21 protein-coding genes are annotated in these 22,904 nt (G+C 71.4%); 12 read left to right on the plus strand and 9 right to left on the minus strand.

What is annotated here, in order from left to right; genetic code table 11:
- Nucleotides 1–2 precede the first annotated feature (2 nt).
- The 8 genes from AB0L37_RS23925 (at nucleotide 3) to AB0L37_RS23960 (ending at nucleotide 9,644) form a co-directional block, all read left to right on the plus strand.
- Nucleotides 3–1,349, plus strand: coding sequence for a sugar ABC transporter substrate-binding protein (locus tag AB0L37_RS23925; RefSeq protein WP_365508925.1), 1,347 nt, complete (start codon nucleotides 3–5; stop codon nucleotides 1,347–1,349).
- A 144-nt stretch (nucleotides 1,350–1,493) separates the two neighbouring features.
- The gene (locus tag AB0L37_RS23930; protein WP_365508928.1) at nucleotides 1,494–2,327 is read left to right on the plus strand and encodes a rhamnogalacturonan acetylesterase; all 834 of its coding nucleotides are present in this window, start codon (nucleotides 1,494–1,496) and stop codon (nucleotides 2,325–2,327) included.
- Between the two features lie 46 nt (nucleotides 2,328–2,373).
- Nucleotides 2,374–3,687 carry a polysaccharide lyase family 1 protein gene (locus AB0L37_RS23935; RefSeq protein ID WP_365508931.1) on the plus strand — a complete coding sequence of 438 codons (1,314 nt, stop codon included), beginning with the start codon at nucleotides 2,374–2,376 and terminating at the stop codon, nucleotides 3,685–3,687.
- A gap of 245 nt (nucleotides 3,688–3,932) precedes the next feature.
- A complete protein-coding gene (locus AB0L37_RS23940) occupies nucleotides 3,933–5,042 on the plus strand; it encodes a pectinesterase family protein (protein ID WP_365508934.1) in 1,110 nt (369 codons plus the stop codon).
- On the plus strand, nucleotides 5,042–6,067 hold the full coding sequence (locus tag AB0L37_RS23945; protein WP_365508937.1) for a pectinesterase family protein: 1,026 nt from the start codon (nucleotides 5,042–5,044) through the stop codon (nucleotides 6,065–6,067). Before AB0L37_RS23940 ends, AB0L37_RS23945 begins: the two co-directional genes overlap by 1 nt.
- Entirely contained in the window at nucleotides 6,060–7,115 is a 1,056-nt protein-coding gene (locus AB0L37_RS23950) for a dienelactone hydrolase family protein (RefSeq protein WP_365508940.1), read from the plus strand. The genes AB0L37_RS23945 and AB0L37_RS23950 overlap by 8 nt, the downstream gene beginning before the upstream one ends.
- A gap of 40 nt (nucleotides 7,116–7,155) precedes the next feature.
- Complete coding sequence (locus tag AB0L37_RS23955; RefSeq protein WP_365508943.1) at nucleotides 7,156–8,493, plus strand: pectate lyase; 1,338 nt, start codon at nucleotides 7,156–7,158, stop codon at nucleotides 8,491–8,493.
- 35 nt (nucleotides 8,494–8,528) lie between these two features.
- Complete coding sequence (locus AB0L37_RS23960) at nucleotides 8,529–9,644, plus strand: pectate lyase (protein WP_365508946.1); 1,116 nt, start codon at nucleotides 8,529–8,531, stop codon at nucleotides 9,642–9,644.
- Between the two features lie 66 nt (nucleotides 9,645–9,710).
- Here the strand turns inward: AB0L37_RS23960 and AB0L37_RS23965 are convergent, their stop codons facing one another.
- Entirely contained in the window at nucleotides 9,711–9,956 is a 246-nt protein-coding gene (locus AB0L37_RS23965; RefSeq protein ID WP_365508949.1) for a hypothetical protein, read from the minus strand.
- Nucleotides 9,957–10,196: 240 nt separating this feature from the next.
- On the opposite strand from AB0L37_RS23965, the gene AB0L37_RS23970 reads away from it, so the two are divergent.
- Nucleotides 10,197–11,000 carry an HAD family acid phosphatase gene (locus AB0L37_RS23970; protein WP_365508952.1) on the plus strand — a complete coding sequence of 268 codons (804 nt, stop codon included), beginning with the start codon at nucleotides 10,197–10,199 and terminating at the stop codon, nucleotides 10,998–11,000.
- Nucleotides 11,001–11,094: 94 nt separating this feature from the next.
- The gene (locus tag AB0L37_RS23975) at nucleotides 11,095–12,243 is read left to right on the plus strand and encodes a right-handed parallel beta-helix repeat-containing protein (protein ID WP_365508955.1); all 1,149 of its coding nucleotides are present in this window, start codon (nucleotides 11,095–11,097) and stop codon (nucleotides 12,241–12,243) included.
- A 101-nt stretch (nucleotides 12,244–12,344) separates the two neighbouring features.
- Here the strand turns inward: AB0L37_RS23975 and AB0L37_RS23980 are convergent, their stop codons facing one another.
- The 8 genes from AB0L37_RS23980 to AB0L37_RS24015 form a co-directional block, all read right to left on the minus strand.
- Nucleotides 12,345–13,175 (minus strand): pectate lyase, encoded by an 831-nt coding sequence (locus AB0L37_RS23980; RefSeq protein ID WP_365508958.1) that lies wholly within the window; start codon nucleotides 13,173–13,175, stop codon nucleotides 12,345–12,347.
- Between the two features lie 69 nt (nucleotides 13,176–13,244).
- Nucleotides 13,245–14,084 carry a hypothetical protein gene (locus AB0L37_RS23985; protein ID WP_365508960.1) on the minus strand — a complete coding sequence of 280 codons (840 nt, stop codon included), beginning with the start codon at nucleotides 14,082–14,084 and terminating at the stop codon, nucleotides 13,245–13,247.
- Complete coding sequence (locus tag AB0L37_RS23990; protein WP_365508963.1) at nucleotides 14,081–14,659, minus strand: SigE family RNA polymerase sigma factor; 579 nt, start codon at nucleotides 14,657–14,659, stop codon at nucleotides 14,081–14,083. The genes AB0L37_RS23985 and AB0L37_RS23990 overlap by 4 nt, the downstream gene beginning before the upstream one ends.
- Before the next feature lie 123 nt (nucleotides 14,660–14,782).
- On the minus strand, nucleotides 14,783–16,243 hold the full coding sequence (locus AB0L37_RS23995) for a penicillin-binding transpeptidase domain-containing protein (RefSeq protein WP_365508966.1): 1,461 nt from the start codon (nucleotides 16,241–16,243) through the stop codon (nucleotides 14,783–14,785).
- A gap of 95 nt (nucleotides 16,244–16,338) precedes the next feature.
- Nucleotides 16,339–16,992: a response regulator transcription factor gene (locus tag AB0L37_RS24000; RefSeq protein ID WP_365508969.1), complete on the minus strand. Its 654-nt coding sequence runs from the start codon at nucleotides 16,990–16,992 to the stop codon at nucleotides 16,339–16,341.
- Nucleotides 16,989–18,260 carry a histidine kinase gene (locus AB0L37_RS24005; RefSeq protein WP_365508972.1) on the minus strand — a complete coding sequence of 424 codons (1,272 nt, stop codon included), beginning with the start codon at nucleotides 18,258–18,260 and terminating at the stop codon, nucleotides 16,989–16,991. Before AB0L37_RS24005 ends, AB0L37_RS24000 begins: the two co-directional genes overlap by 4 nt.
- Nucleotides 18,257–19,207, minus strand: a complete 951-nt coding sequence (locus AB0L37_RS24010; protein WP_365508975.1) for a hypothetical protein — start codon at nucleotides 19,205–19,207, stop codon at nucleotides 18,257–18,259. Before AB0L37_RS24010 ends, AB0L37_RS24005 begins: the two co-directional genes overlap by 4 nt.
- Before the next feature lie 85 nt (nucleotides 19,208–19,292).
- Nucleotides 19,293–20,075, minus strand: a complete 783-nt coding sequence (locus tag AB0L37_RS24015; RefSeq protein WP_365508977.1) for an IclR family transcriptional regulator — start codon at nucleotides 20,073–20,075, stop codon at nucleotides 19,293–19,295.
- Between the two features lie 128 nt (nucleotides 20,076–20,203).
- Here AB0L37_RS24015 and AB0L37_RS24020 point away from each other — a divergent pair, with 128 nt between their 5' ends.
- Both AB0L37_RS24020 and AB0L37_RS24025 read left to right on the plus strand, forming a co-directional pair.
- Nucleotides 20,204–21,745 (plus strand): aldehyde dehydrogenase (NADP(+)), encoded by a 1,542-nt coding sequence (locus AB0L37_RS24020; protein WP_365508980.1) that lies wholly within the window; start codon nucleotides 20,204–20,206, stop codon nucleotides 21,743–21,745.
- Nucleotides 21,745–22,353 carry a DUF1349 domain-containing protein gene (locus AB0L37_RS24025; RefSeq protein ID WP_365508983.1) on the plus strand — a complete coding sequence of 203 codons (609 nt, stop codon included), beginning with the start codon at nucleotides 21,745–21,747 and terminating at the stop codon, nucleotides 22,351–22,353. The genes AB0L37_RS24020 and AB0L37_RS24025 overlap by 1 nt, the downstream gene beginning before the upstream one ends.
- The last annotated feature ends 551 nt before the right edge of the window (nucleotides 22,354–22,904 follow it).

A 22,904-nucleotide genomic window follows, 5' to 3' on the forward strand; every position in this document is an offset into this window, starting at 1 on the left:
TCATGAACAAGCAGCGCAGCCGCCGTCTCGTCGCGGCGATCTCCCTGGTGTCCGCACTGGCCCTGACCGCGACCGCCTGCGGTGACGACGGCTCTTCGTCGGGTGGCGAGAAGGGCGGCGAGGGCTCCGGCAAGGGCAAGATCGTCTTCTGGGACAACAACGGCGGTGTCCGCACCGCCGTCTGGAAGGAGATCATCGCCGACTTCGAGAAGGCGAACCCGGACATCGACGTCGAGTACGTCGGCGTCTCCGCCACCGAGTACCAGTCGAAGGTCGAGACCGCCCTCCAGGGCGGCGGCCTGCCGGACGTCGGCGGCGTCGGCACCACCATGGTCTCCGCGCTCAACCTCCAGAACGGCCTGGAGCCGCTGACGTCGCGTTACGAGAAGTCCCCGCTCAAGGGCAAGCTCAACGAGGGCTTCGTCGAGTCGGTGAAGGCCGCGGCCGGCGGCGGCGACGAGATGTACACGATCCCGACCTCCGCCAACAACGGCACGCTGTACTACCGCACGGACCTGTTCAAGAAGGCGAACCTGCCCGAGCCGATCACCTGGGACGCGTTCTACAAGGCCGCCGACAAGCTGACGAACGCCAAGAAGAACGAGTTCGGCTACACGATCCGCGGCGGCGCGGGCTCGGTCGCGCAGGCCCTCGACGCGATGTACGGGCAGTCGGGCATCACCTCGTTCTGGGACGCGTCGGGCAAGAAGACGACCCTCAACGACGCCAAGAACGTCGCCGCCCTGGAGAAGTACGCGGCCCTGTACAAGAAGGTCACGCCGTCGGCCGACCTCAACAACGACTTCACCAAGATGGTCGCCCAGTGGGACTCGGGCACCATCGGCATGCTCAACCACAACCTGGGCTCCTACCAGGACCACGTGAAGGCGCTCGGCGCGGACAAGTTCCGCGGCATCCCGCAGCCGACCGGCCCCGGCGGCAAGCGCGTCCAGGTCTCCAACCCGGTGGACGGCGTCGGCATCTTCAAGGCCTCCAAGAACAAGGACGCCGCCTGGAAGTTCGTCGAGTACGCCGCCTCGCACGAGGCCAACTCCAAGTGGAACGAGTCGGCCGGCTCGATCCCCGCCAACACCGAGGCCGCCAAGGACGCCTGGGTCGCCAAGGCCGAGCCGACCAAGCTCGCCGCCGCGGCCCTCAACGACGGCTCGACCACGATCGTCCAGCTCCCGTACTACCTGCCGGACTGGAACACGATCACGAAGACCGACGCCGAGCCGGAGTTCCAGAAGGTGCTCCTCGGCAAGACCAGCGCCAAGGACTTCCTCGACAAGACGGCCGACGCCTTCAACAAGGCGCAGGCCGAGTGGGACGAGCAGAAGAAGAAGTAGTGGCCCGAGGGCCCCTCGAACCGGGGCGGGGCTTTCGAGGGGAGGGCCCCGCCCCCTGTGCACCTCACGCGCTCCCGTTGCACGCGTTCCCTCGCACGCGTCCCGTTGCACGCGTTCCCGTTCATGAAAGGACGGCACACCGACGTGTCGACCACCAGAAGAGCCACCCTCGCAAGCCTCGCCGCGCTCGCCGCCGTGCCGCTCGCAGCGGCGGGCGTGAGCCCGGCCGCCGCGGCCGGCGGCCGCACCGACCGGCGCACCCTGTTCATCGCGGGCGACTCCACCGCCGCCCAGAAGTACGTCGACGCCAAGCCCGAGACCGGCTGGGGCATGGCCCTGCCGTTCTTCCTCGCCGACCGCGCCGCCGTCGCCAACCACGCGGTCAACGGCCGCAGTTCGAAGAGCTTCGTCGACCAGGGCCGCCTCGACGCGATCCTCGCCGCGATCCGCCCCGGCGACCTGCTGCTCATCCAGTTCGCGCACAACGACGAGAAGAGCGCCGACCCCACCCGCTACACCGAGCCATGGTCCACGTACCAGGACTGTCTGCGGCTCTACATCGACGGGGCCCGCGCCAAGGGCGCCCGCCCGGTCCTCGCCACCCCCGTCGAACGCAGAAAGTTCGACGCGAGCGGCAACGCCCTGCCGACCCACGGCGACTACCCGGCGGCGATGCGCGCCCTCGCCGAGGAGGAGGGCGTCGCGCTGCTCGACATCCAGGCGCTGTCCCTCGCGCTGTGGCAGAAGCTCGGCGTCGAGGAGACGAAGGTCTACTTCAACTGGACCGCCACCGAGCAGGACAACACCCACGCGAACCCGCCCGGCGCCATCGCCGTGGCCCGGCTCGTCGCCTCCGAGCTGCTCCGTACGCGCGTGCTCCCGGCCCGTGACGTACGCCGGCTCGGCGACGAGATCGACGAGCTGGCCGAGGTGTGGACGTCCCGGCTGACGTGGCTCCCCGGCACGACCCCCGCCTGAACCCTCTTTCCTCCCTTACGAGTTCACCCGCTTGAGGAGCCGTACAGTGAAGACACAGAAATGTCATGGGCGCGTCATAGCCGGGCTCGTCGGCTGCACCGCGCTCGTCCTCGCCGTCACCACCACGGGCGCCGCGCAGGCGCACGTCCGGGACACCGCCCGGCAGACGCTGGCCGCGGGCGACGGCTGGGCGTCGGCGACCACCGGCACCACGGGCGGCGCCGCCGCCGACGCCGCGCACGTCTACACCGTCACCACCTGGGCCGAACTGAAGGCCGCCTTCGCCGACGGCGGCTCCGCGCCGAAGATCATCAAGGTGAAGGGCACGCTCGACGGGGACGGCGCGACCTGCGACGAATTCGCCGTCGACGGCTACGACTTCGACAAGTACCTCGCCGCGTACGACCCGGCGGTCTGGGGCTACGAGAAGAACCTGGACGACGAGAAGAAGACCGTCGGCACCCAGGAGTACCTGCGCAACCTCTCCGCCGGCGCCCAGGCCAAGGCCATCAAGGCCGCCGTCCCCGCCAACACCACCCTCATCGGTGTCGGCAAGAACCCCGGGATCGTCGGCGGCAGCCTCCAGATCACCGGCGTCGACAACGTCATCGTCCGCGGCCTCACGATGGAGTCCCCGCTCGACTGCTTCCCGGAGTGGGACCCGACCGACGGCGACACCGGCAACTGGAACTCCGAGTACGACGCGGCCGTGGTGTACGGCTCCACGCACGTGTGGCTCGACCACAACACGTTCACCGACGGCGCGCACCCGGACTCGACACTGCCGTCGTACTTCGGGCGGATCTACCAGCAGCACGACGGCGAGCTGGACGTGGTCAAGGGCGCCGACTACGTCACCGCGTCCTGGAACGTCTTCGAGGACCACGACAAGACCCTCATGATCGGCAACAGTGACAGCGCCGGCGCCACGGACGAGGGCAAGCTGCGCGTCACCCTGCACCACAACCTGTTCAAGAACCTCGTCGAGCGGGCGCCGCGCGTGCGGTTCGGACAGGTCGACGCGTACAACAACTCCTACGTCGGGAACGCCGACTACTCCTACTCCTTCGGCATCGGCTTCAAGTCCCGACTCGTCGCGGAGAAGAACTCGTTCACGCTACCGGAGGGCATCGGCGCGGGCGCGATCCTGCACCGGTGGAGCGACTACCCGATGACGGCCAAGGGCAACGTCGTCAACGGCGTCGCGACCGACATCATCGCGGCGTACAACGCGGCCCACGCGAGTGCGCCGGTGCGGAGCGATGCCGGGTGGACGCCCGAGCTTCGGCTCCGCGTCGACCCGGCCAAGGCGGTGGGCCCGATCGTGGCGCGGGGCGCCGGGGCGGCTCAGCTCCGCTGAGGGGTGGTTCGTTGCCGGGTGCGGCTCTCGTCGTGGCTGGTCGCGCAGTTCCCCGCGCCCCCAGAGATGCTCCGCATCTCTCGGCGAAATGCGCGCGAAGCGCAGGCATTTCAGGGGCGCGGGGCTGTATCGATCAGCGGCTCCGCCGCGGGGCGCGACCAGCCCCCACCGAACCCGCACCCGGCAACGAAACGCACCGCCCACCCCCATAGCCGCCCACCCGCACAAGAAGGAGCCGCACCCCCATGCCCCCAGCCAGACGCCAGTTCCTCGCGGCCAGCGCCGGCACCGCACTCGCCCTGGGCCTCGGCACCATCCCCGCCCACGCCGGAGGCAACCGCCCCTTCGGCCGATACGGGTCACCCCGAGCCCGCCTCACCGACCGCACCCTCTACGTCGACCCGAGCGGCGCCGGCGACCACACCACCGTCCAGGCCGCCGTCACCGCCGCGAACGGCCCCGGCCACACCCTCGTCATCGCCCCCGGCGTCTACCGCGAGACCACCGCCGTCAGCGTCGCCCGCACCGACATGACCTGGATCGGCGCGACCGGCCGGCCCGAGGACGTCGTCATCGTGTACGACAACGCCGCCGGGACCCCGAAGCCCGACGGTTCGGGCACCTACGGCACCACCGGCTCGGCCACGACCACCGTGCAGGCCGCCGGGTTCACCGCGCACGCGATCACGTTCGCCAACGACTGGCTCCGCGCCGACCACCCGGGGACCAGCGGCACGCAGGCCGTCGCGATCAAGGTGCAGGGCGACCGTTCGGCGTTCTTCCGGTGCCGGTTCCTCGGGCACCAGGACACCCTGTACGCCGACTCGATGGCGCTGACCGCCTTCGCCCGCCAGTACTTCCGCGACTGTTACGTCGAGGGCGACGTCGACTTCGTCTTCGGCCGGGCCACCGCCGTCTTCGAGCACTGCCACTTCCGGACCCTGGACCGCACCGACCTGGCCGCGGCCCCGTACGGCTTCGTGTTCGCGCCGTCGACGGCCGGCGCCAACCCGCGCGGCTACCTCGTCTCCCGCTCCCGTGTCACCAGCGCCGCCCCCGACGCGTACTACAAGCTGGCCCGCCCGTGGGTGCCGAGCTCCGACACGACGGCCCGGCCCTCGCTCGTCGTCCGCGACACGCACCTCGGCGCCGGGATCGACGCCGTCGCGCCCTACACGAACATGTCGGACAGCTTCCCCTGGCAGAACCAGCGGTTCGCCGAGTATCGCAACACGGGACCGGGCGCCGCGCTCACCGACCCCGCGAACCGGCCCCAACTGACGCGCACCGAAGCCAAGGTGGCCACCCGTACGGCGTACCTCGGTGACTGGACGCCGGGCGAGGTGACGCCGTGATGCGCCGCCGCACGCTGCTGACGGCCGCCGGGGGAGTGCTGGCCGCCACGAGTCTCGCCGCGGCTCCGGCCCGCCCGCGCACCCGCCACGTCCGCCCCGGCGACTCGGTGCAGGCCGCGGTCGACGCCGTCGACGGGCCCGGACAGACGATCGTCGTGCACCCGGGTGTCTACCGTGAGCTCGTCCAAGTAGCGCCCACCACAGCCGACTTGACGATCCGCGGCGTCGAGGGCCAGAACCCGCGTGCCGCCGTCATCGTGTACGACAACGCCAACGGCACGCGGAAGCCCGACGGTTCGGGCACCTACGGCACCGCCGGGTCCGCCACCTTCACCTCCGCCGCCCCCGGCCTCACCGTCCGCGGCCTCACCCTCGCCAACGACTGGCTGCGCGCCGACCACCCCGAGATCACCGGCACCCAGGCCGTCGCCGCGTACGTGACGGGGGACCGGACCCTCTTCGACGGGGTGCGCCTGCTCGGCCACCAGGACACCCTGTTCGCCGACACCACCGCCCTCACCGCCTTCGACCGGCAGTACTTCCGCAACTGCTACGTCGAAGGCGACGTCGACTTCGTCTTCGGGCGCGGCACGTCCGTCTTCGAGCGCTGCCACTTCCGCACCCTCGCCCGCGACGTCGACTTCACCCCCAAGGGCATGGTCTTCGCCCCGGCCACCGCCCGCGCCAACCCGCACGGATTCCTCGCCGTGCGCTGCCGGTTCACCTCCGGCGCCGAGGACGGCGCGTACAAACTGGCCCGCCCCTGGGTCCCCTCGTACGAGACGACGGCCCGGCCCGCACTCGTCGTACGGGACTCCTGGCTCGGCCCCGGTATCGACCCGGTCGCCCCGTACACGAACATGCGCGACGCCTATCCGTGGCAGACCATGCGGTTCGCCGAACACGCCAACTCCGGTCCGGGCGCGGTGATGCCCGTTCCCGAGAACCGGCCGCAGCTCACCCCCGCGCAGGCCGCCGAGCACACCCGCGCGGCCTACCTCGGCGACTGGCGGCCCGATGTGTGAGCTGAGCGGCGTCCACCAACTCCTCAAGAAGGAGCTGGACTTCCCGCTCGCCTGGGGAAGCTCCCCGATCCGTGACTTCACGCAGTGGCGCCGCGCCGCCCGCGCCCAGGTCGAGGACCTCCTTCTCGTCGACGGCCAGGACGACGTTCCGTACGCGCCGACGTACCGCGCCACCTCCCAAGGGCCCGGCTACCGGCGGGAGTTGGTGACCGTCTCGCTCACCCGGTACGAGCGGGTGCGCGGCGCGCTGCTCACCCCCGAAGGCCCGGGACCCTTCCCCGCGGTGCTCCTCCTGCACGACCACGGCGGCATGTTCGACATCGGCAAGGAGAAGTGCGTCCGGCCCTGGTACGACGACACGCGTCTCGCCCCCGCGCAGGCCTGGGCGGACGACCTGCTCGGCGGACGGTTCGTCGGCGACGAACTCGCCCGGCGCGGCTATGTCGTGCTCTGCCTCGACGCGCTCGGCTGGGGCGACCGCGGGCCCGTCGCCTACGAGCAACAGCAGGCCCTGGCCGGCACTTTCTACCACCTCGGTTCCTCGCTCGCCGGGCTCATGGCCCGCGAGGACGCCCGCGCCGCCGGCTTCCTCGCCGGACTCGACCGCGTCGACCCGGCACGGATCGCCGCCGCCGGCTTCTCCATGGGCGGCTACCGCGCCTGGCAGACCGCGGCCCTGAGCGACCACGTCGCCGCCGCCGTCAGCGTCAGCTGGATGACCGGCCTCAAAGAAATGATGGTGCCCGGCAGCAACGCCCTGCGCGGCCACTCCGCCTACTACATGCTCCACCCCGGACTCGCCCGCCACCTCGACATCCCCGACGTCGCGAGCATCGCCGCACCCCGCCCGATGTACTTCCTCGGCGGCGCCGACGACACCCTCTTCAGCGCCGAGGGCGTCGAGGCGGCGTACGGCCGGATGCGGACCGTCTGGCGCTCCCGGCACGCCGGCGACCGGCTGCGCACCGAGACCTGGCCCGGCCTCGGCCATGTCTTCACCGGCCACATGCAGGACGCGGTTCTCGCCTGGCTGGACGACGTGATGTAACGCCGCACGAACCCCCCACCGACGAAAGGACCCGCACGTCATGTTTCGTCGTACGACCGGCACCACCCTCGTCGCCCTCGCCTGGGCCGCTCTCCTCGGCTGCGGTGCCGCCGCCGTTCCCGCCCAGGCCTCCGCGCCCCCACCGGGCGTCGAAGGCTGGGCGGGCGCCGACGGGGGCACCGTCACCGGCGGCGCGGGCGCGGACCCGGCCTCCGTCTGGACCGTGCGCACCCGCGCCGAACTCAAGGAAGCCCTCGCCAACCACGGCGACCCCACCGCACCCAAGGTGATCAGGGTCGCCGTCGACATCGACGGCGCCGAGGCCGACGACGGCAGCGGCCGGCTCCTCGGCGAGCAGGACTACGCGCCCGGCTACGACCGCACCAAGTACATGGCCTGCTTCGGCCCGGACGGCACCACGTGGTCCGACACCCGCCACGACTACTGCAAGCAGCAGCGCACCCTGCGCCAGACCGGCTCGAACAGGCAGAAACTCCAGATCCAGCTGACCGTCCCCAGCAACACCACCCTGGAGGGCACCGGCGAGCACGCCCGTCTCCTCGGCGTCTTCCTGACGGTCAACACCGGCAGCAACATCATCGTCCGCGACCTCCGACTGGAGGCGCCCGTCGACCACTTCACCACCTGGTCCCCCGACGACGGCGACAGCGGCAACTGGAACGCCCGCTTCGACGCCATGACCGTCATCACCGGCAGCCGCATCCTCATCGAGCACTGCACGTTCACCGACGGCCGCTTCCCCGACTCCCGGGCCCCCGTCGGCTTCCACGGCAAACCCGTCCAGCGGCACGACGGGCTCCTCGACATCGAGGACGGCTCGAACTTCATCACCGTCGCCGACTCCCGGTTCACCGACCACGACAAGGCGCTGCTCATCGGCTCCGGCGACGGCCGCGGTGACCGCGACCACGGCAAGCTGAAGATCACCTTCGCCCGGAACTGGTTCCACGACATCGTGCAGCGCGCCCCACGCGTCCGCTTCGGCCAGGTCCACGCCTACAACAACCTCTACACCGGCGCCCGCCCCCTGTACGCGCTCGGCGTCGGCCTGGAGTCGGCGATCGTCAGCGAGAAGAACGTCTTCGCGTACGAGCACAGCGGCTACGGGACCGGCTCCGGCAGCCCGACCGTGGTGGGCGCGCTGGGCGGCACCGCCTTCCACGACAAGGGCTCCTGGATCGACGGCAGCCCGGCCCGACTCGACGCCCAGGCAGCCGAGTCGATCGGCACCGCCTACACCTCCGACACCGGCTGGGACCCGGCCACGGCCCCCGGCTACACCTACCGGCCGCTCCCCACGGCCGCGGCCGTACAGAGCCACGTCCGCCACCACGCGGGCCCGCACCCCGCCGCGTAGCCCCCTCTCCTTCCGACGAAAGGCCCCCGCACGTCATGCTTCGTCGTACCGCTCGCCTCGCCCTGTCCACCGCCGTCGCCGCCGCGGCCGCCGTGATCGTCCTGCCCGCGCAGGCACACGCGGCCACGGTCGTCGTCGACACCACCGCCGAACTCGACGCGGCGCTCTCCAGTGCCTCCGCCGGCACCGTCATCCAGGTGCGCGGCGGCACCTACTACCCGACCGAGACCCTCCAGTCGACGGCCAACGGGACCTCCTCGTCGCCCGTCACGCTCACCGCGTACGGCAGCGAGACGGTGAAGATCGACGGCTCGTCGCTGCCCTCCGGCGACTGGATCCTCAAGCTGACCGCCGACTACTGGAACGTCTCGAACATCACCTTCCAGAACTCCCCGGACAGCGCCGTCGTCTGCCAGTCCTGCACGGGCACCTACTGGAACAACATCAAGACCGTCAACGGCGGCGACTCCGGCTTCACGCTCACCGGCGACGGCACGGTGAACAACACCGTCAAGAACATCGACAGCTACGGCAACTACGACGCCGCGAACCACGGCGAGAACGCCGACGGCGTCGCCGTGAAGTTCGGCTCCGGCAGCGGCAACCTGATCACCGGCGCCCGCCTCTACAACAACTCCGACGACGGCATCGACCTCTGGTCCTTCTCCTCGCCCGTCACCATCGAGCACACCTGGTCCTTCGGCAACGGCAGGAACCGCTGGTCCGACTCGGCCTTCGCGGGCGACGGCAACGGCTACAAGCTGGGCGGCGACGGCGAGGTCGTCGCCCACGTCGTCAACAACTCGGCCGCCTGGGACGACGCCGGCAACGGCTTCACCGAGAACTCCAACAAGGGCGCCCTCGTCATCAACCGCACCACGGCCTACGCGAACGGCAAGTACGGCTACTACTTCGCGACCAGCTCGGCCAAGCTCGGCAAGAACCTCGCCGTGCGCAACGGCTCGGCAGCCGTCTCCAAGGGCTCCTCGGTCACCTCGTCCGGCAACAACTGGGACTCCGGCATCGCGACCCCGGCCTTCATCTCCACGGACGCGTCGTCGACGTACAACGCCCGCTCCTCGTCCGGCACGCTGCCCGCGACGACGTTCCTCACGACGGGATCGACGACGATCGGCGCGACGATGAACTGACCCCGCCCCGTCGCCCCGCCTGCCCGGCCCGCCGACCTCGGTGGGCCGGGCAGTTCGCGCCGCCGCTCAGCCCAACTGCCACAGCACGTACGTCACCACGATCAGCAACACCCCGGCCAGCGCCATCACCGCGCCCAGGACCCGCAGATACCCGGGCCTGGCCAGCAGGTTGCCCGACGCGTCGAGGCCGGTGGCCCGGTTGCCGCGGCGGGTGGCGATGCCGCGGATGTCGAGGGCCCAGTTCATCCCGGTCCAGAGCGCGACGAGCCCGCCGACCAGGAAGGCGCCCAGGATCACGGGGGAGGGTCTCACGGCGGTCTGTCCTTGAACGTAGAGGTGCGCAGGAGGTGCGCAGGTGTGCCTGCTGAGCCTATGGGCCCGGGTTCAACACCTGGTCAAGCCCGGTTCAGACCTGGGCAATGGCCATGAATCCCGCCGGTCCGATATCGATCGGGTAAAGGGTGTCGCGGGACCGCGTGTGATGCGCGTAGACATGCCTCCACCTGCACGAGATCCACCCCCCCGATCCCTCATCCAGCTACGGGAGTACGTATGCCGACCCTCCGCAAGACCACCAGAGTCGTGGGCGTAGCCGCCGCCTGCGCCCTGGCCGGCGCCGCCGTCTACGGCACCGGCGTCGCGAGCGCCGACCGCACCACCGGGCACACGACGGCCGAACCGCACAACATCGGCCTGCTCGTGAGCGAGATCAAGTCCTACTACGGCGCCTCCCAGGACGCCGACGGCGTCTGGCAGGCCTCGGCCGACAGCGCCTACGCCGACGACCTGGCCCGGATCGAGGCCGGCGCCAGGAAGGACATCGACAAGGCGGTCAAGAAGGCGAAGGCGCACGGCGAGAAGCCCGCCGTCGTCTTCGACATCGACGACACGCTGCTGCTCAGCCTCGACTACGAGATCAAGACCAACTACGTCTACAACAGCGCCAGTTGGGCTGCCTACGTCGCCCAGGCCAACCGCCCGGCCGTGCCCGGCACGCCCGACCTCATCAAGTACGCCACGAGCAAGGGCGTCGAGGTCTTCTACAACTCCGGGCTCAAGGAGACGCAGCGCGCCTCCGCCGTGGAGAACCTGAAGAAGGTCGGCGTCGACGTCAACCTCGACGCCGACCACGTCTTCCTGAAGGACACCGCGAACCCGCCCGCGTACCTGAGCGAGTGCGCCACCGCGGCCGCCTGGAACTGCACCACGGTTCAGTACAAGTCGGGCACCCGCAAGCACATCGAGGACCAGGGCTACGACATCGTCGGCAACTTCGGCGACCAGTACTCCGACCTCGAGGGCGGCTACGCCGACAGGACGTACAAGCTCCCGAACCCCACGTACTACGTGAGCTGACCGGGCTGACCTGGGCGATCCCGGGTCACGGCAACCTTTCCCCCGGGCGGCGACCACCTACGGGTGCAAGATCCCCCAGGAAAGGACCCCTTCCGTGCGCACCACTGCACGTCACCGCCGCACCCGCGCGGTCCCGATCGCGATCGCCGTCGCGGTCGCGGCCGGCGCGGGCGGCGTGTATCTCGGCCTCCAGCCGGGCGACGCGGACGCGGCCACCACGGTCACGGTCTCGTCCACGGCCCAGCTGGAGACGGCCGTGAAGAACGCCTCGGCCGGCACCACCATCCAGGTCCGCGGCGGCACCTACTACCCGGCCGCCACCCTCAAGTCCACGGCGAACGGCACGAGTTCGGCCCGGATCACGCTCGCCGCGTACGGCAGCGAAAGGGTACGGATCGACGGCTCGAAACTGCCCGACGGCTCCTGGCTCGCCGGCGTCTACGGCGACTACTGGACCGTCCGGAACATCACCTGGCAGAACTCGCCCGCCCAGGGCTTCGTCGCCACGTCGTCGGCCGGCGGCATCTTCAAGAACCTCGTCACCGCGAACAACGGAGACTCGGGCTTCACCCTGCGCGGCGACGGCACCACGAACAACCTCATCCAGAACCTGGACAGCTACGGCAACTACGACCCGGCGGGCCACGGCCAGAACGCCGACGGCCTCGCCGTGAAGTTCGGCTCCGGCACCGGCAACAAGGTCACCGGCGCCCGCCTGTGGAACAACTCCGACGACGGCATGGACCTGTGGCAGTTCTCGTCGCCGGTCACCATCGAGCACTCCTGGGCGTACGGCAACGGCAAGAACCGCTGGTCCGACTCCGCCTTCGAGGGCAACGGCAACGGGTTCAAGCTCGGCGGCGGCGGCGCGACCGTCGCCCACGTCGTCAACGACAACGCGGCCTGGAACAACAGCCTCCACGGCTTCACCGAGAACTCCAACACCGGCGCCATCCAGCTGAACCGCAACACGGCGTACGCGAACACCGAGTCCGGCTACTACTTCGCCACCGGCGCCGCCCGCCTCGGCAAGAACCTCGCGGCGAAGAACGGCGCGGGACTCGCCGAGATCGGCTCGCAGGCCGTCTCCGCCGGCAACAACTGGGACAGCGGCATCGCGACCCCGGCCTTCACGTCGACCGACGCCACCACGGCGTACGGCGCCCGCCGGCCGAACGGCTCGCTCCCCTCGACGACGTTCCTGACGACCGGCTCCACCACGCTCGGCTCGACCATGAACTGACGCCGTCCACAGGCGAGTTGTGAACGCGGAGCGCCCCCGCCGGGTCCCACCGGCGGGGGCGCCACTCTGTGCGGTCATGGCTCAGGCAGCGGTCGGGTCGCTCAGTTGTACGTCAGGTCGGCGGCCGTGTAACGGCAGTACGTGCCGTCGGGGCCGCTGCCCAACTCCTTGGGCTCGGCACCGGTGTTGTTGCCCTGGTACCGGACGCACGGCTTGATCTTCTTGCTGCTGTCGCCGTGGATCCGGACGTTGCGCAGCGCGGCGGTGTCACCGTAGTTCGAGTTGATCCCGACGATCGACTTGCCGGGGGCGGTGATGTCGACGTCGTTCACGATGACGGTGCGGTTCTTGTACTGGGTCGAGCAGTTGCCGCAACTGCGCACCAGCTTGCCGAAGTTGGACACCTGGAACTTGGTGACGACGAGCTTGCCGGCGCCGTTGAACTGGAACACCTTGTCGGACGCCGACTTGGCGCCGCCGCCGTACACGGTGTACACGGACGAGGCGGACTTGCCCTTGAAGGTGGCGGCGTCCTCGCCGACGTCCTCCCACCAGACGTTCTGGAGGGTGCAACTGCCCTCGCAGTGCACGCCGTCGGCGGCGGGGGAGCCGATGATGACGTTCTTGAGGACGGCCCCGTCCTTCAGGTCGAAGATCGGGTCCTGGCCCTCGTCCTGTCCGTCGCCGCCCAGGTCGCCGGAGCCGTAGTACCGCTTGTAGCCGCCGTCGAGGGTGCCCGAGACGGAGATGGTCGAGGAGACGGCCTTCGTGCCCTTCGCCTCGGGCCAGGCGGACGCGGCGCCCGCGGAGCTGAGCATCCCGCTGGTGGCGACTGCGGCCCCGGTGAGCGTGAAGGCGGCGAGCCCGCCGAGTACGGCCCGCCGCCGGGTGACCCGGCGGCGGTGGGAACGGGGGGGTTGGCTTCTGGTCATGCCCGTTGGTCGCCGCCCGGCAGGGAAAGGTTGCCGCGAATGTCACCCACGCCGCAGAAGGCGAGCGGCCTACTCGAAGTCCCCGCCCACGGAAGCCTCCTGGCCCTCCGTCGTCCGCGCCGTCACCGAGTACCGGTCGTCCGAGGCGTCCCGCCCGCCGGAGGCATGGTCGTACTGCCCGGCGAACACGCTCTCCCCGGCCGGCACCGTCCGCCCGGCCTTCAGCACCCACCGGTACACCAGGAAGCCGTCCTTCTCGGTGACGGACTGGGTGAAGTCGTCGGCGGGCAGGGAGCGCCAGTTGCCCGTGTCGGCGACCTTCCCGGTCTGCGCGATCCGCAGCTCCACGGTCAGCTCGGACAGCGGGTCCTTCGTCTTGAACGTGACGTTGCTCTGGCTCCAGAAGTCGTTCGACCCCGGGTCGACCGAACCGTCCGACCACAGCGGCCCGTCGGAGGTGTCGCTCACCGGCGGCTTCCGGTCCGCGCCGCCACTCGCACCGTCCGACGGCTTCGTCTCCGCGGGCCCGGACGAGGCGGCACGCTCCGGCGTCCGCGACGGATCGGCCGCCTTCCCGGAGGACGTCGCGGGCGCGGAGGGCCGCGGCTCGCGCGACGTGGCGTCCGGTGACGGCGCGGTCGTGGGCGTCGGCGAGACGGCCACCTGCTGCTGCGGGGTGTCGTCCTGGCGCAGCGCGGCGCCGACCGCGAACCCGCCGACGGCGAGCACCCCGGCGACCCCGGCGGTCACCCCGGCGATCCGCACCCAGCCGACCGCGGGCCGGCCGCGCTCGGGCCGCGCCGCGGGCTGTTCGTGCATGCCGCGCTCGATGCGGGCCAGCATCCGCTCCCGGTCGGGCCGGTGCGCGTCGGCGGCCTCGCGCAGCCGCTGGCGCAGGTCGTCGCTCATCGCCGGCCTCCTTCCGTGGCATCGAGTGCCGCACCGACCGCCCGTACGCGCTGCGGCGCCTGCCCGTTCACCTTCTCGTGGCCGAGCCTGCGCTCCAGCTCGGCCATCCCCTTCGACGTCTGGCTCTTCACCGTACCGACCGAGATCCCCAGGGCGAGCGCGGTGTCCTTCTCCGACAGATCGAAGGCGTGCCGCAGCACCACACACGCGCGCTTGCGGAACGGCAGTTCCCGCAGCGCGTCCTGGACATCGACGACGGCGGGCACATCGGGCCCGTCGGTACGGTCCTGACGGCCCGACCAGAACAGGGCCACGCGCCGCCGCTCACGGATCGCGCTGCGGATGCGCGTCCGGGCGAGATTGGCGACGACACCGCGCGCGTACGCGACCGGATGCTCGGCCGCGCGCACCCGGTCCCAGCGGTGCCAGAGCGCGAGCAGCGCGTCGGCCGCGAGGTCGTCGGCGGCGTCCGGCTCACCCGTCAGGAGGTGGGCGAGACGGGCGAGTTCGGCGTGATGCCGTTCGAAGAAGGCATGGAACTCGGCGGAGGCGGCATCGTCCACGACCGTGCTCACGCGGAACCTCCCTCACTCTGTGCGGCCCGGCGGAGTGCGAGAGCGTACCAGCGTTTCGTACAGTGATTCGAAGGGCGTCCGTGATACCGGACATATCGGAGGACGCCGTTCAGCCGCCCAGGTTCAGTCGTCCAGCGCGGCCTGCATCATGGCCTTCGCGACCGGCGCCGCGAGGCTGTTGCCGCCGACCTCGGCGCGCGCGGTGTCGGACTGCTCCACGAGGACCGCCACGGCGACCTCCTTGCCGGTCGAGTCGTCCTTCGCGTACGACGTGAACCAGGCGTACGGCGTCTGGCTGTTGTTCTCGCCGTGCTGCGCCGTGCCCGTCTTGCCGCCGACCGTCGCGCCGGAGATCTGCGCGTTCGTACCCGTGCCCTTCGACACCACCGTCTCCATCGCGGACTGGAGCTGCGAGGCGGTCGAGGAGCTCACCACGCGGGTGTCGTCGCCGTCCGCGTAGCTCTTGATCGCGTCGCCGTCCGCGTCCGTCACCTCGGACACCATGTGCGGGGACGCCTGCTCGCCGCCGTTGGCGATCGTCGCGGAGACCATCGCCATCTGAAGCGGCGTCGCCGTCACATCGAACTGGCCGATACCGGACAGGGCGGTCTGCGCCTTGTCCATGTCGGAGGGGTACACGCTTTCGCCGGCCCGCACCGGGATGTCCAGCTTCTCGTCGTCGAAGCCGAACTTCTCGGCCATCGCCTTGACCTTGTCCTGGCCCAGGTCGACGGCCATCTTCCCGAAGACGTTGTTGCAGGAGTACTGCAACGCCGTGCGGATCGTGGCGTTCTCGCAGGGCGCCGCCGCGTTCTCGTTCTTCAGGTACGTGCTCGTGCCCGGCAGCAGATAGGGGTTCGGCGACGTCGTCCTCTCGTCGACCGACGAGTACAGGCCGTCCTCCAGGGCGGCCGCGGCGACCACCAGCTTGAACGTCGACCCGGGCGGCAGCGCCTGCTTCAGTGCCCGGTTCGTCGTCGGCGAGTCCTCGTCACCGGCCAGCGCCTTCCACGCCGCCGCGTCCGACGAGCCGGAACCGCTGATCTTCGACGGGTCGTACGACGGGGTCGACACCATGCCGAGCACCTTCCCGGTCTGCGGGTCGATCGCGACGGCCGCGCCCTTCTTGTCGCCGAGCGCCCTGTACGCGGCCTTCTGCACATCCGGGTCGATGGTCGTGACCACGTCGCCGGGGTCGGAGTGCTTGCCGGTGAGCGTGTCCAGCGGGTTCTTGAGCCGGGTGTCCGTGCCGTCGAGCACGCCCTGGTAGATCGACTCCAGCTGTGTCGAGCCGTACACCTGCGACGTGTAGCCGGTCACCGCCGCGTACAGCGAGCCGTCCGTATAGGTGCGCTTGTACTTGAGGTCGCTCGACCCGCCGGTCTTCGCCGAACCCGTCACCGCCTTTCCGCCCACGATGATGTCGCCCAGCGGATACCCGTACTGCTCGATGGTCTTGCGCCGGTTCTTGTCGTCGTCTGCGAGAGCCTGGCCGTCGTAGAACTGCACCCATGTCGCCCTGATCAGCAGGGCGAGTATGAGCAGCAGCGTGAAGACGGAGGCACGCCTGATCGTCTTGTTCATCCCGCCCAGAAGACGAGCGGAGCGGATCGATTCGTTCCGATAGTCCTGCTTTTCTCAGAAACCTCTCACGAACCGGCCCCATCAGCCGGCCCCCATCAGCCGGCCCGCATGAACCCGCCCTCGTAGGCGGCGATCACGGCCTGCGTCCGGTCCCGCGCCCCGGTCTTCGCGAGAACCGCCGCCACATGCGTCTTGACGGTCGCGGGCCCCACCCCGATCCGCCCGGCGATCTCCGCGTTCGTCAGCCCGGCCGCCATCAGCCGCAGCACGTCGCTCTCCCGCCCGGTGAGCCGCGCCACCCACGGCGCGACGGCCCGCCGCACGGCGTGCTCGGCGGCGAGCGCGCGCACGGCGGCCGGAAAGAGCAGGCTGTCGCTGCGCGCCACCAGCCGCACCGCCCCCACCAGGGCCTCGGCCTCGGCCCGCTTCAGCAGAACTCCGGCGGCCCCCGCGCGCAGCGCCTCGTACACGTACGCGTCGTTCTCGAAGGTGGTGACGACGACGATCCGCGGCGCGCCCTCGCCAAGGCCGCCCAGAATCCGCTCGGTCGCCCGGATCCCGTCCCCCTCCGGCATCCGTACGTCCATGAGGACCACGTCCGGCCGCAGCTCGCGCACCACGGACACGGCCTCCGCGCCGGTCGCCGCCTCGCCGACGACCTCGATGTCGTCCTCGGCGGACAGGATGGCGCGCAGCGCGGTGCGCACCATCCGCTCGTCGTCGGCGAGCACGACGCTCACGGGCTTCATACGAGGGGTCCCTTCATCGGAAGTCGTACGTCGACACGCCACACCCCGGGCTCCCCGGCCGCCGGCCCCGCCTCGGCCGAACCGCCGAGCAGCCGGGCCCGGTCGGCGACCCCGCGCAGCCCGTGCCCGCCGCCCGGCCGGGTGGGCGACCCGTCGGCGAGCGGGTTCTCGGCGGTGATCCGCAGCGCGTCCCCGTCCCGTACGAGACGCAGCGCGACCCCGGTCCCCGCGTGCCGCACCGCGTTGCTCAGCGCCTCCTGCACGATGCGGTAGGCCTCGCGCGAGACGAGCGGCGGCACATCGGCCGGATCGACGCCGACCGCGGCACGCACCTCGATGCCACCGGCCCGGGTGCGGCGCAGCAGCCCGTCGAGGTCGTCGGCGAGGGTCGGCGCGGGAGCGGTGTCCGCGGCATCCCCGGCCTCCCTCAACACCCCGAGCACGGCGTCGAGTTCACCGACCGTACGCCGCGTGGTGTCCTCGATCGCCGCGAGCGCCTCCCGTACGAAGTCGGGGTCGGAGTCGAGGACCCGGCGCGCGGCGCTCGCCTGGAGGGTGACCGCGCTGAGCGCGTGCCCCACCGAGTCGTGCAGCTCGCGGGCGAGGCGGTTGCGCACGGCGAGGTCGGCGGCGCGCGCCTCGGCGGCGGCGAGCCGGTCCGCCGGCGCGGGCCCGAGCAGCAGGGGAGCCCACCGGGCGAGCAGCCCCGACGCCGCGGCCGCACACGCCGCGAGCGCCACCAGCATCAGCGCACCGGCCACCGGAGCAAGCCCCGACACCCAACCCGATTCCAGTACGTGAGGAGGTGCGACCCGCGCGTCCCGCAGCCCGTCGCGCAGCCCGGGCGAGACCGGCAGCAGCATCACCACGACCGCGAACGGCGGCAGCGCGAGCGTCATCCCGCTCAGCACTCCGCCCCACCCCAGATGCAGCGTGAACCAGGCGACGGTGCGCCCGCGAGCGCCCCACCCGCGCGGCGGCCCGTCGGCGAGCGCACCCGGCTCCACCGAGCACAGCGCGCGCACCGCGGCCACCGACATCGGCCGGGTCAGCGGGAACAGCGCGGTGACGGCCGCGAGAGGCAACCCGACCAGGAACGACAGGAGTTGGAGCGGCAGATCGGTGAACACGTCGTCCGCCCCGACGAGCGGCCCCACGACCACGGACCCCACGAGGACGTACGGCATCGCGACGGCGCCGCCGAGGATCAGATGGACCCAGCGGCGGCGCGCGGTACGCCCGAACAGGGCGCGGGCCGCGCCTCTCACACCGGCGCCGGGACGCTGACACGCGCCGCCTGCCGCCGGGCGGCGTACCGGACCCCGACGGACGCGACGAGCAGGCCGACGGTCATCTGGCCAGCGTAGGTGAGGTTCATCAGGGCCGTCGGCCGGTTCGCGCTGTCGGCGACATCGAGCAGCGCGGCCAGCCCGAGCCAGCCGCCCCAGCAGGCCGCGGACGCGGAGCCGAACCAGGTCAGCGCCAGCGGCGCCCGCACCGCCCGGCCGCCGCCGTACGCGAGGAGCAGGGCACCGGCGACGGCGGCCGCGAGATAGCCGACGTTCAGGGCCTCAAGGACGTAGAAATCACTGGCGCGCCCATCGGCCCGCCCCACGGCGAGCCCGGCCCGAGAGCCGAGCGCCCACAGCAGATGCATGGCGGCGGGGAACAGCGCGAGCCCGGCCGCGCCCACGGCGGCCCACCGCGACAGGGCCCCGGCCGACTCCGGCACCCGCCCCCGCCACAGGTGCCCCCACCGCTCCCGTGCGTAGCCGACGAACAGGGCGCCCAGGCACAGCCCCTGCACGATGAACCCCGGGTACACCACCATGAACACCCAGTCGTCCAGGAACGGTTCGCTCGCCTTCGCGGCCCCGGTCGACCCGCCGAAGGCGCGCACGACGAGCTGTGCGGGATACCCGATCATGATCGGCACGAGCAGCCCGGTCGCCACCCACATCGGCACGACGAGCAGCACCGCCGGCACGCGCCGCCCCCAGGGCCGGGTCAGCAGCAGGGCGAGAACGATGACGGCGCTGTCGAGCAGCACGGTGAAGGCGTTGCCGACCGCCATGGCGGTGCGGTGGTCGAGCAGCGAGCTGCCGTCCGGAATCCCGACCCGGCCGCCGGCGATCCAGACGACTTTGAGGGTGAGGTAGGGAAGGCAGGCCAGAACGGCGACGGAGCGCAGGATCTGCTGCGTACGGGAGGTCATACGTCCAGGCTGGCGCCGGGAACGGCGCCGCACGTCCTGCTCACCGCCGATCCGCCTCCGCCGCACGGCGGAGGCGACGGAGCCGTCAGAGCCGACGCGTGGCCAGCGTCAGCCGGTCCCGCGCGTCGAACAGCGCGTCCTTGACCATCTGCTCATGCGCGGGCGTCAGCCGGGCCACCGGAACGGAACACGAGATGGCATCCCTGGCCGGCGTCCGGTACGGGACGGCGACGCCGAAGCAGCGCAGCCCCAGCGTGTTCTCCTCGCGGTCCACGGCGAACCCCTGCTCCCGGACCGTGTGCAGCTCCTCGATGAGCTTCTCGCGGTCGGTGATGGTGTGTTCGGTCAATGCGGGGAGCGTCTCGGGCAGCATCTTGCGCACCTGCTCATCGGTGTGCGTGGCGAGCAGCGCCTTGCCCAGCGACGTCGAATGGGCGGGCAGCCGCCGTCCCACCCGTGTGAAGGGCCGCAGGTAGTGCTGCGACTGCCGGGTGGCCAGATAGACGACGTTCGTCCCGTCGAGCCGGGCGAGGTGGATGGTCTCGGTGGTGTCGTCCGAGAGCCGGTCGAGGGTGGGCCGGGCGGCGGCCACGACCTCGTCGCCGTCGATGTACGAGGTGCCGACGAGCAGGGCCCGCACCCCGATCCCGTACCGCGTCCCGGTCGCGTCGGTCTCCACCCAGCCGAGCTCGACGAGCGTCCGAAGGAGCATGTACAGGCTGGACTTCGGGTATCCGACGGCCTCCTGCACCGCGGCGAGGGAGTGCATCCCGGGGCGGCCTGCGAAGTACTCGAGCAGCTCCACCGTCCGTACCGCGGACTTCACCTGCGCACCGCCCGCAGCGGCCCCCGTCTCGCCAGCCGACATCGCCCTTGACCCCTTCGTTCGACGAGAAATAGTCTCCATAGTGTTCATCAACAGAGACAGCGTTCAGTATATCGAACGACCCTCGTGGCTCGTCCGGCGAGTCACGAGAAAAGCTGGAGGAATTCGCCGTGGCAGCAGCACCAGTCTGGAGTGTGGACCCCCGAACCGGGAAGCAGCGGGAGCAGGTTGCGACCGAGGCCACCGCCCAGGAGGTCGACCAGGCGGTCCGCGCCGCGCACGAAGCGCGCGGCGCGCTCGCCGACCGCACCGTCCGCGCCGCCTTCCTGCGCACGGCCGCCGACCTGCTCGACGAGGCCAAGGACCACCTGGTCGAGGCGGCGGACGCGGAGACCGCCCTCGGCCCGGTCCGGCTCACCGGCGAACTGGCGCGCACCTGCTTCCAGTTGCGGGCCTTCGCGGACATCGTCGACGAGGGTGCCTTCCTCGGCGTCGTCATCGACCACCCCGACGACACGGCGACGCCCCCGATCCCGGACCTGCGCCGCTACAAGATCCCCCTCGGCGTGGTGGCGGTCTACTCGGCCTCCAACTTCCCCTTCGCCTTCTCCGTCCCCGGCGGCGACACGGCGAGCGCCCTCGCGGCCGGCTGCCCCGTCGTCGTCAAGGCCCACCCGGACCACCCGGCGACGTCCGAGCTGGTCGCATCCGTCATCCGCCGCGCGGCCGTCCAGCACGGCATCCCGGAGGCGGTCCTCGGCCTGGTCCACGGCTTCGAGGCGGGCGTCGAACTGGTCAAGCACCCCCTCATCGCGGCGGCGGGCTTCACCGGCTCGGTCCGCGGCGGCCGCGCGCTGTTCGACGCGGCGTCGTCCCGCCCGACCCCGATCCCGTTCCACGGCGAGCTGGGTTCCCTGAACCCCGTGGTGATCACGGAGCAGGCTGCCGCCGAACGCCCCGACCAGATCGGTACGGGCCTGGCAGGCTCCATGACGCTCGGCGTCGGCCAGTTCTGCGTCAAGCCGGGCCTGGTCTTCGCACCGCAGGGCGAGGCGGGCGACAGCCTCCTCAAGTCCCTCACCGCCGCGGTCAGCGACACCGCGGCCGGCGTCCTGCTCGACCACCGCATGCGCGACAACTTCGTCGCGGGCGTCGCCGAGCGCGCACAGCTCCCCGACGTCGAGGCGCCGGTCACGCCGGGCGCGGGCGGCGAGCACACGGTCAGCCCCGGCTTCCTCACGGTCCCGGCCGCGCGCCTGGCCACCGAGGGCACCGAGCACGACCTGCTCCTCGAAGAGTGCTTCGGCCCGGTCACGGTGGTGGCCCGGTACGAATCCGCGGACGAGATCACGGCGGTCCTCTCCCGCCTGCCCGGCAACCTCACGGCGACGGTCCAGCTGTCCTCGGCCGAGGCCGCAGGCGAAGGCCGCGGCACCGAGATCCTCGCGGAGCTCACGCCGCTCGCGGGCCGCGTCCTGGTCAACGGCTGGCCGACCGGCGTGGCCGTCGCCCCGGCCCAGCACCACGGCGGCCCGTACCCGGCGACGACCTCCACGTCCACCTCCGTCGGCGGCACGGCCATCGAGCGCTGGCTGCGCCCGGTCTCGTACCAGACGACCCCCGAAGCGCTGCTCCCGCCGGAGCTGCGCGACGACAACCCCCTCGGCCTGCCCCGCCGCTTCAACGGCCGCCTGGAACTCCGAGAAGGCTGATGGACATCCAACTCCCCGAGCTCCCCTTCCCGTTGCGCTCCTACGGCCCGGACGGGCACTGGTCGTACGAGGAGGGGACGCTCACCGGGTGGGCGGGGCCGCGGCAGGACCGCTTCGTCCCGCCGACCGGCGACGCGCTCGAACCGGCCTCGGACGCGCCCCGGCTGCTCGGAGCGCCCGAGGGCGACTTCCAGCTGATCGCGCGGGTGACGGTCGGTTTCGCGGCGGCGTTCGACGCGGGCGTGCTCTACCTGCACGTGGGCGACCGTGAATGGGCGAAGCTCTGCTTCGAGCGCTCTCCGGACGAACCCACGATCTGCACGGTGGTGACGAGGGGCCACTCGGACGACGCGAACGCGTTCGTCGTCCCCGGCTCCTCGGCCTGGCTCCGCATCAGCCGCACAGGCACGGCCTTCGCCTTCCACGCGTCGACCGACGGCCGGACCTGGACCTTCGTCCGCATCTTCTCCCTCGGGGACGAGAAGTCGGCGGCGGCCGCGATGGTGGGCTTCCTGGCGCAGTCCCCGGTGGGGGAGGGCTGCGTGGTCACGTACGACCACATCGAGTTCCGCCCGACCTGGCCCGAGGCCCTACGAGACGGCTCCTGAACCGATCCCTCCGGCTGCCCGAACCGCCCTCACCAACGCGCACCCGGCGCTGGGGGGCCGCCTTGCCCACCCTGCCGCCCCAGGCGGCAGCCTGCCCAAGGCGAGGCAGCGACGACCCCTGGCCGGGGTGAGCCGCGGCGGGGTCGATCCGCGGCGCGGATGATCCACTGCCGGGACCCGCGGCGGGGACGATCCACGGCCAGGACAACCCACTGCCGGGATGACCCACGGCCAGGACGATGGACCGTGGGGCCGGATGATGAATGGCGGGGCCAGGGTGATGGATCCCGGGGCCCGGGACGATGACTGGAATGGGGGGGCTGGGACGGTTCGCAGTTGCGTACGAGACGGGAGGGGACGCGTCGGGGTGCCCCCGCAGGACACCGCAGGCACTCCGCGCCGGATGCGCGACTTTGGTCGTCCGGAGACGACGACACCAATCCGGCCGAGGAGGCACCCCGACGCGGCCCCGCCCCACCCCCACAGCGGCGGCGCCTCCAACCCCGGGAATGTCCGGAGGGTCCATCCGGTTGTACAAGGCTGAACAAACG

The sequence above is a fragment of the Streptomyces sp. NPDC052225 genome (assembly GCF_040679615.1).
Classification (GTDB): Bacteria; Actinomycetota; Actinomycetes; order Streptomycetales; family Streptomycetaceae; genus Streptomyces.

What these genes read in the sequence shown, in the direction of transcription:
- AB0L37_RS23980 (WP_365508958.1), bottom strand. Translation starts at nt 13,175, where the DNA reads ATGACCAGAAGCCAACCCCCCCGTTCCCACCGCCGCCGGGTCACCCGG.
- AB0L37_RS23925 (WP_365508925.1), top strand. Translation starts at nt 3, where the DNA reads ATGAACAAGCAGCGCAGCCGCCGTCTCGTCGCGGCGATCTCCCTGGTG.
- AB0L37_RS23960 (WP_365508946.1), top strand. Translation starts at nt 8,529, where the DNA reads ATGCTTCGTCGTACCGCTCGCCTCGCCCTGTCCACCGCCGTCGCCGCC.
- AB0L37_RS24015 (WP_365508977.1), bottom strand. Translation starts at nt 20,075, where the DNA reads ATGTCGGCTGGCGAGACGGGGGCCGCTGCGGGCGGTGCGCAGGTGAAG.
- AB0L37_RS24000 (WP_365508969.1), bottom strand. Translation starts at nt 16,992, where the DNA reads ATGAAGCCCGTGAGCGTCGTGCTCGCCGACGACGAGCGGATGGTGCGC.
- AB0L37_RS23940 (WP_365508934.1), top strand. Translation starts at nt 3,933, where the DNA reads ATGCCCCCAGCCAGACGCCAGTTCCTCGCGGCCAGCGCCGGCACCGCA.
- AB0L37_RS23945 (WP_365508937.1), top strand. Translation starts at nt 5,042, where the DNA reads ATGCGCCGCCGCACGCTGCTGACGGCCGCCGGGGGAGTGCTGGCCGCC.
- AB0L37_RS23995 (WP_365508966.1), bottom strand. Translation starts at nt 16,243, where the DNA reads ATGAACAAGACGATCAGGCGTGCCTCCGTCTTCACGCTGCTGCTCATA.
- AB0L37_RS23955 (WP_365508943.1), top strand. Translation starts at nt 7,156, where the DNA reads ATGTTTCGTCGTACGACCGGCACCACCCTCGTCGCCCTCGCCTGGGCC.
- AB0L37_RS23950 (WP_365508940.1), top strand. Translation starts at nt 6,060, where the DNA reads ATGTGTGAGCTGAGCGGCGTCCACCAACTCCTCAAGAAGGAGCTGGAC.
- AB0L37_RS24025 (WP_365508983.1), top strand. Translation starts at nt 21,745, where the DNA reads ATGGACATCCAACTCCCCGAGCTCCCCTTCCCGTTGCGCTCCTACGGC.
- AB0L37_RS24010 (WP_365508975.1), bottom strand. Translation starts at nt 19,207, where the DNA reads ATGACCTCCCGTACGCAGCAGATCCTGCGCTCCGTCGCCGTTCTGGCC.
- AB0L37_RS23985 (WP_365508960.1), bottom strand. Translation starts at nt 14,084, where the DNA reads ATGAGCGACGACCTGCGCCAGCGGCTGCGCGAGGCCGCCGACGCGCAC.
- AB0L37_RS23970 (WP_365508952.1), top strand. Translation starts at nt 10,197, where the DNA reads ATGCCGACCCTCCGCAAGACCACCAGAGTCGTGGGCGTAGCCGCCGCC.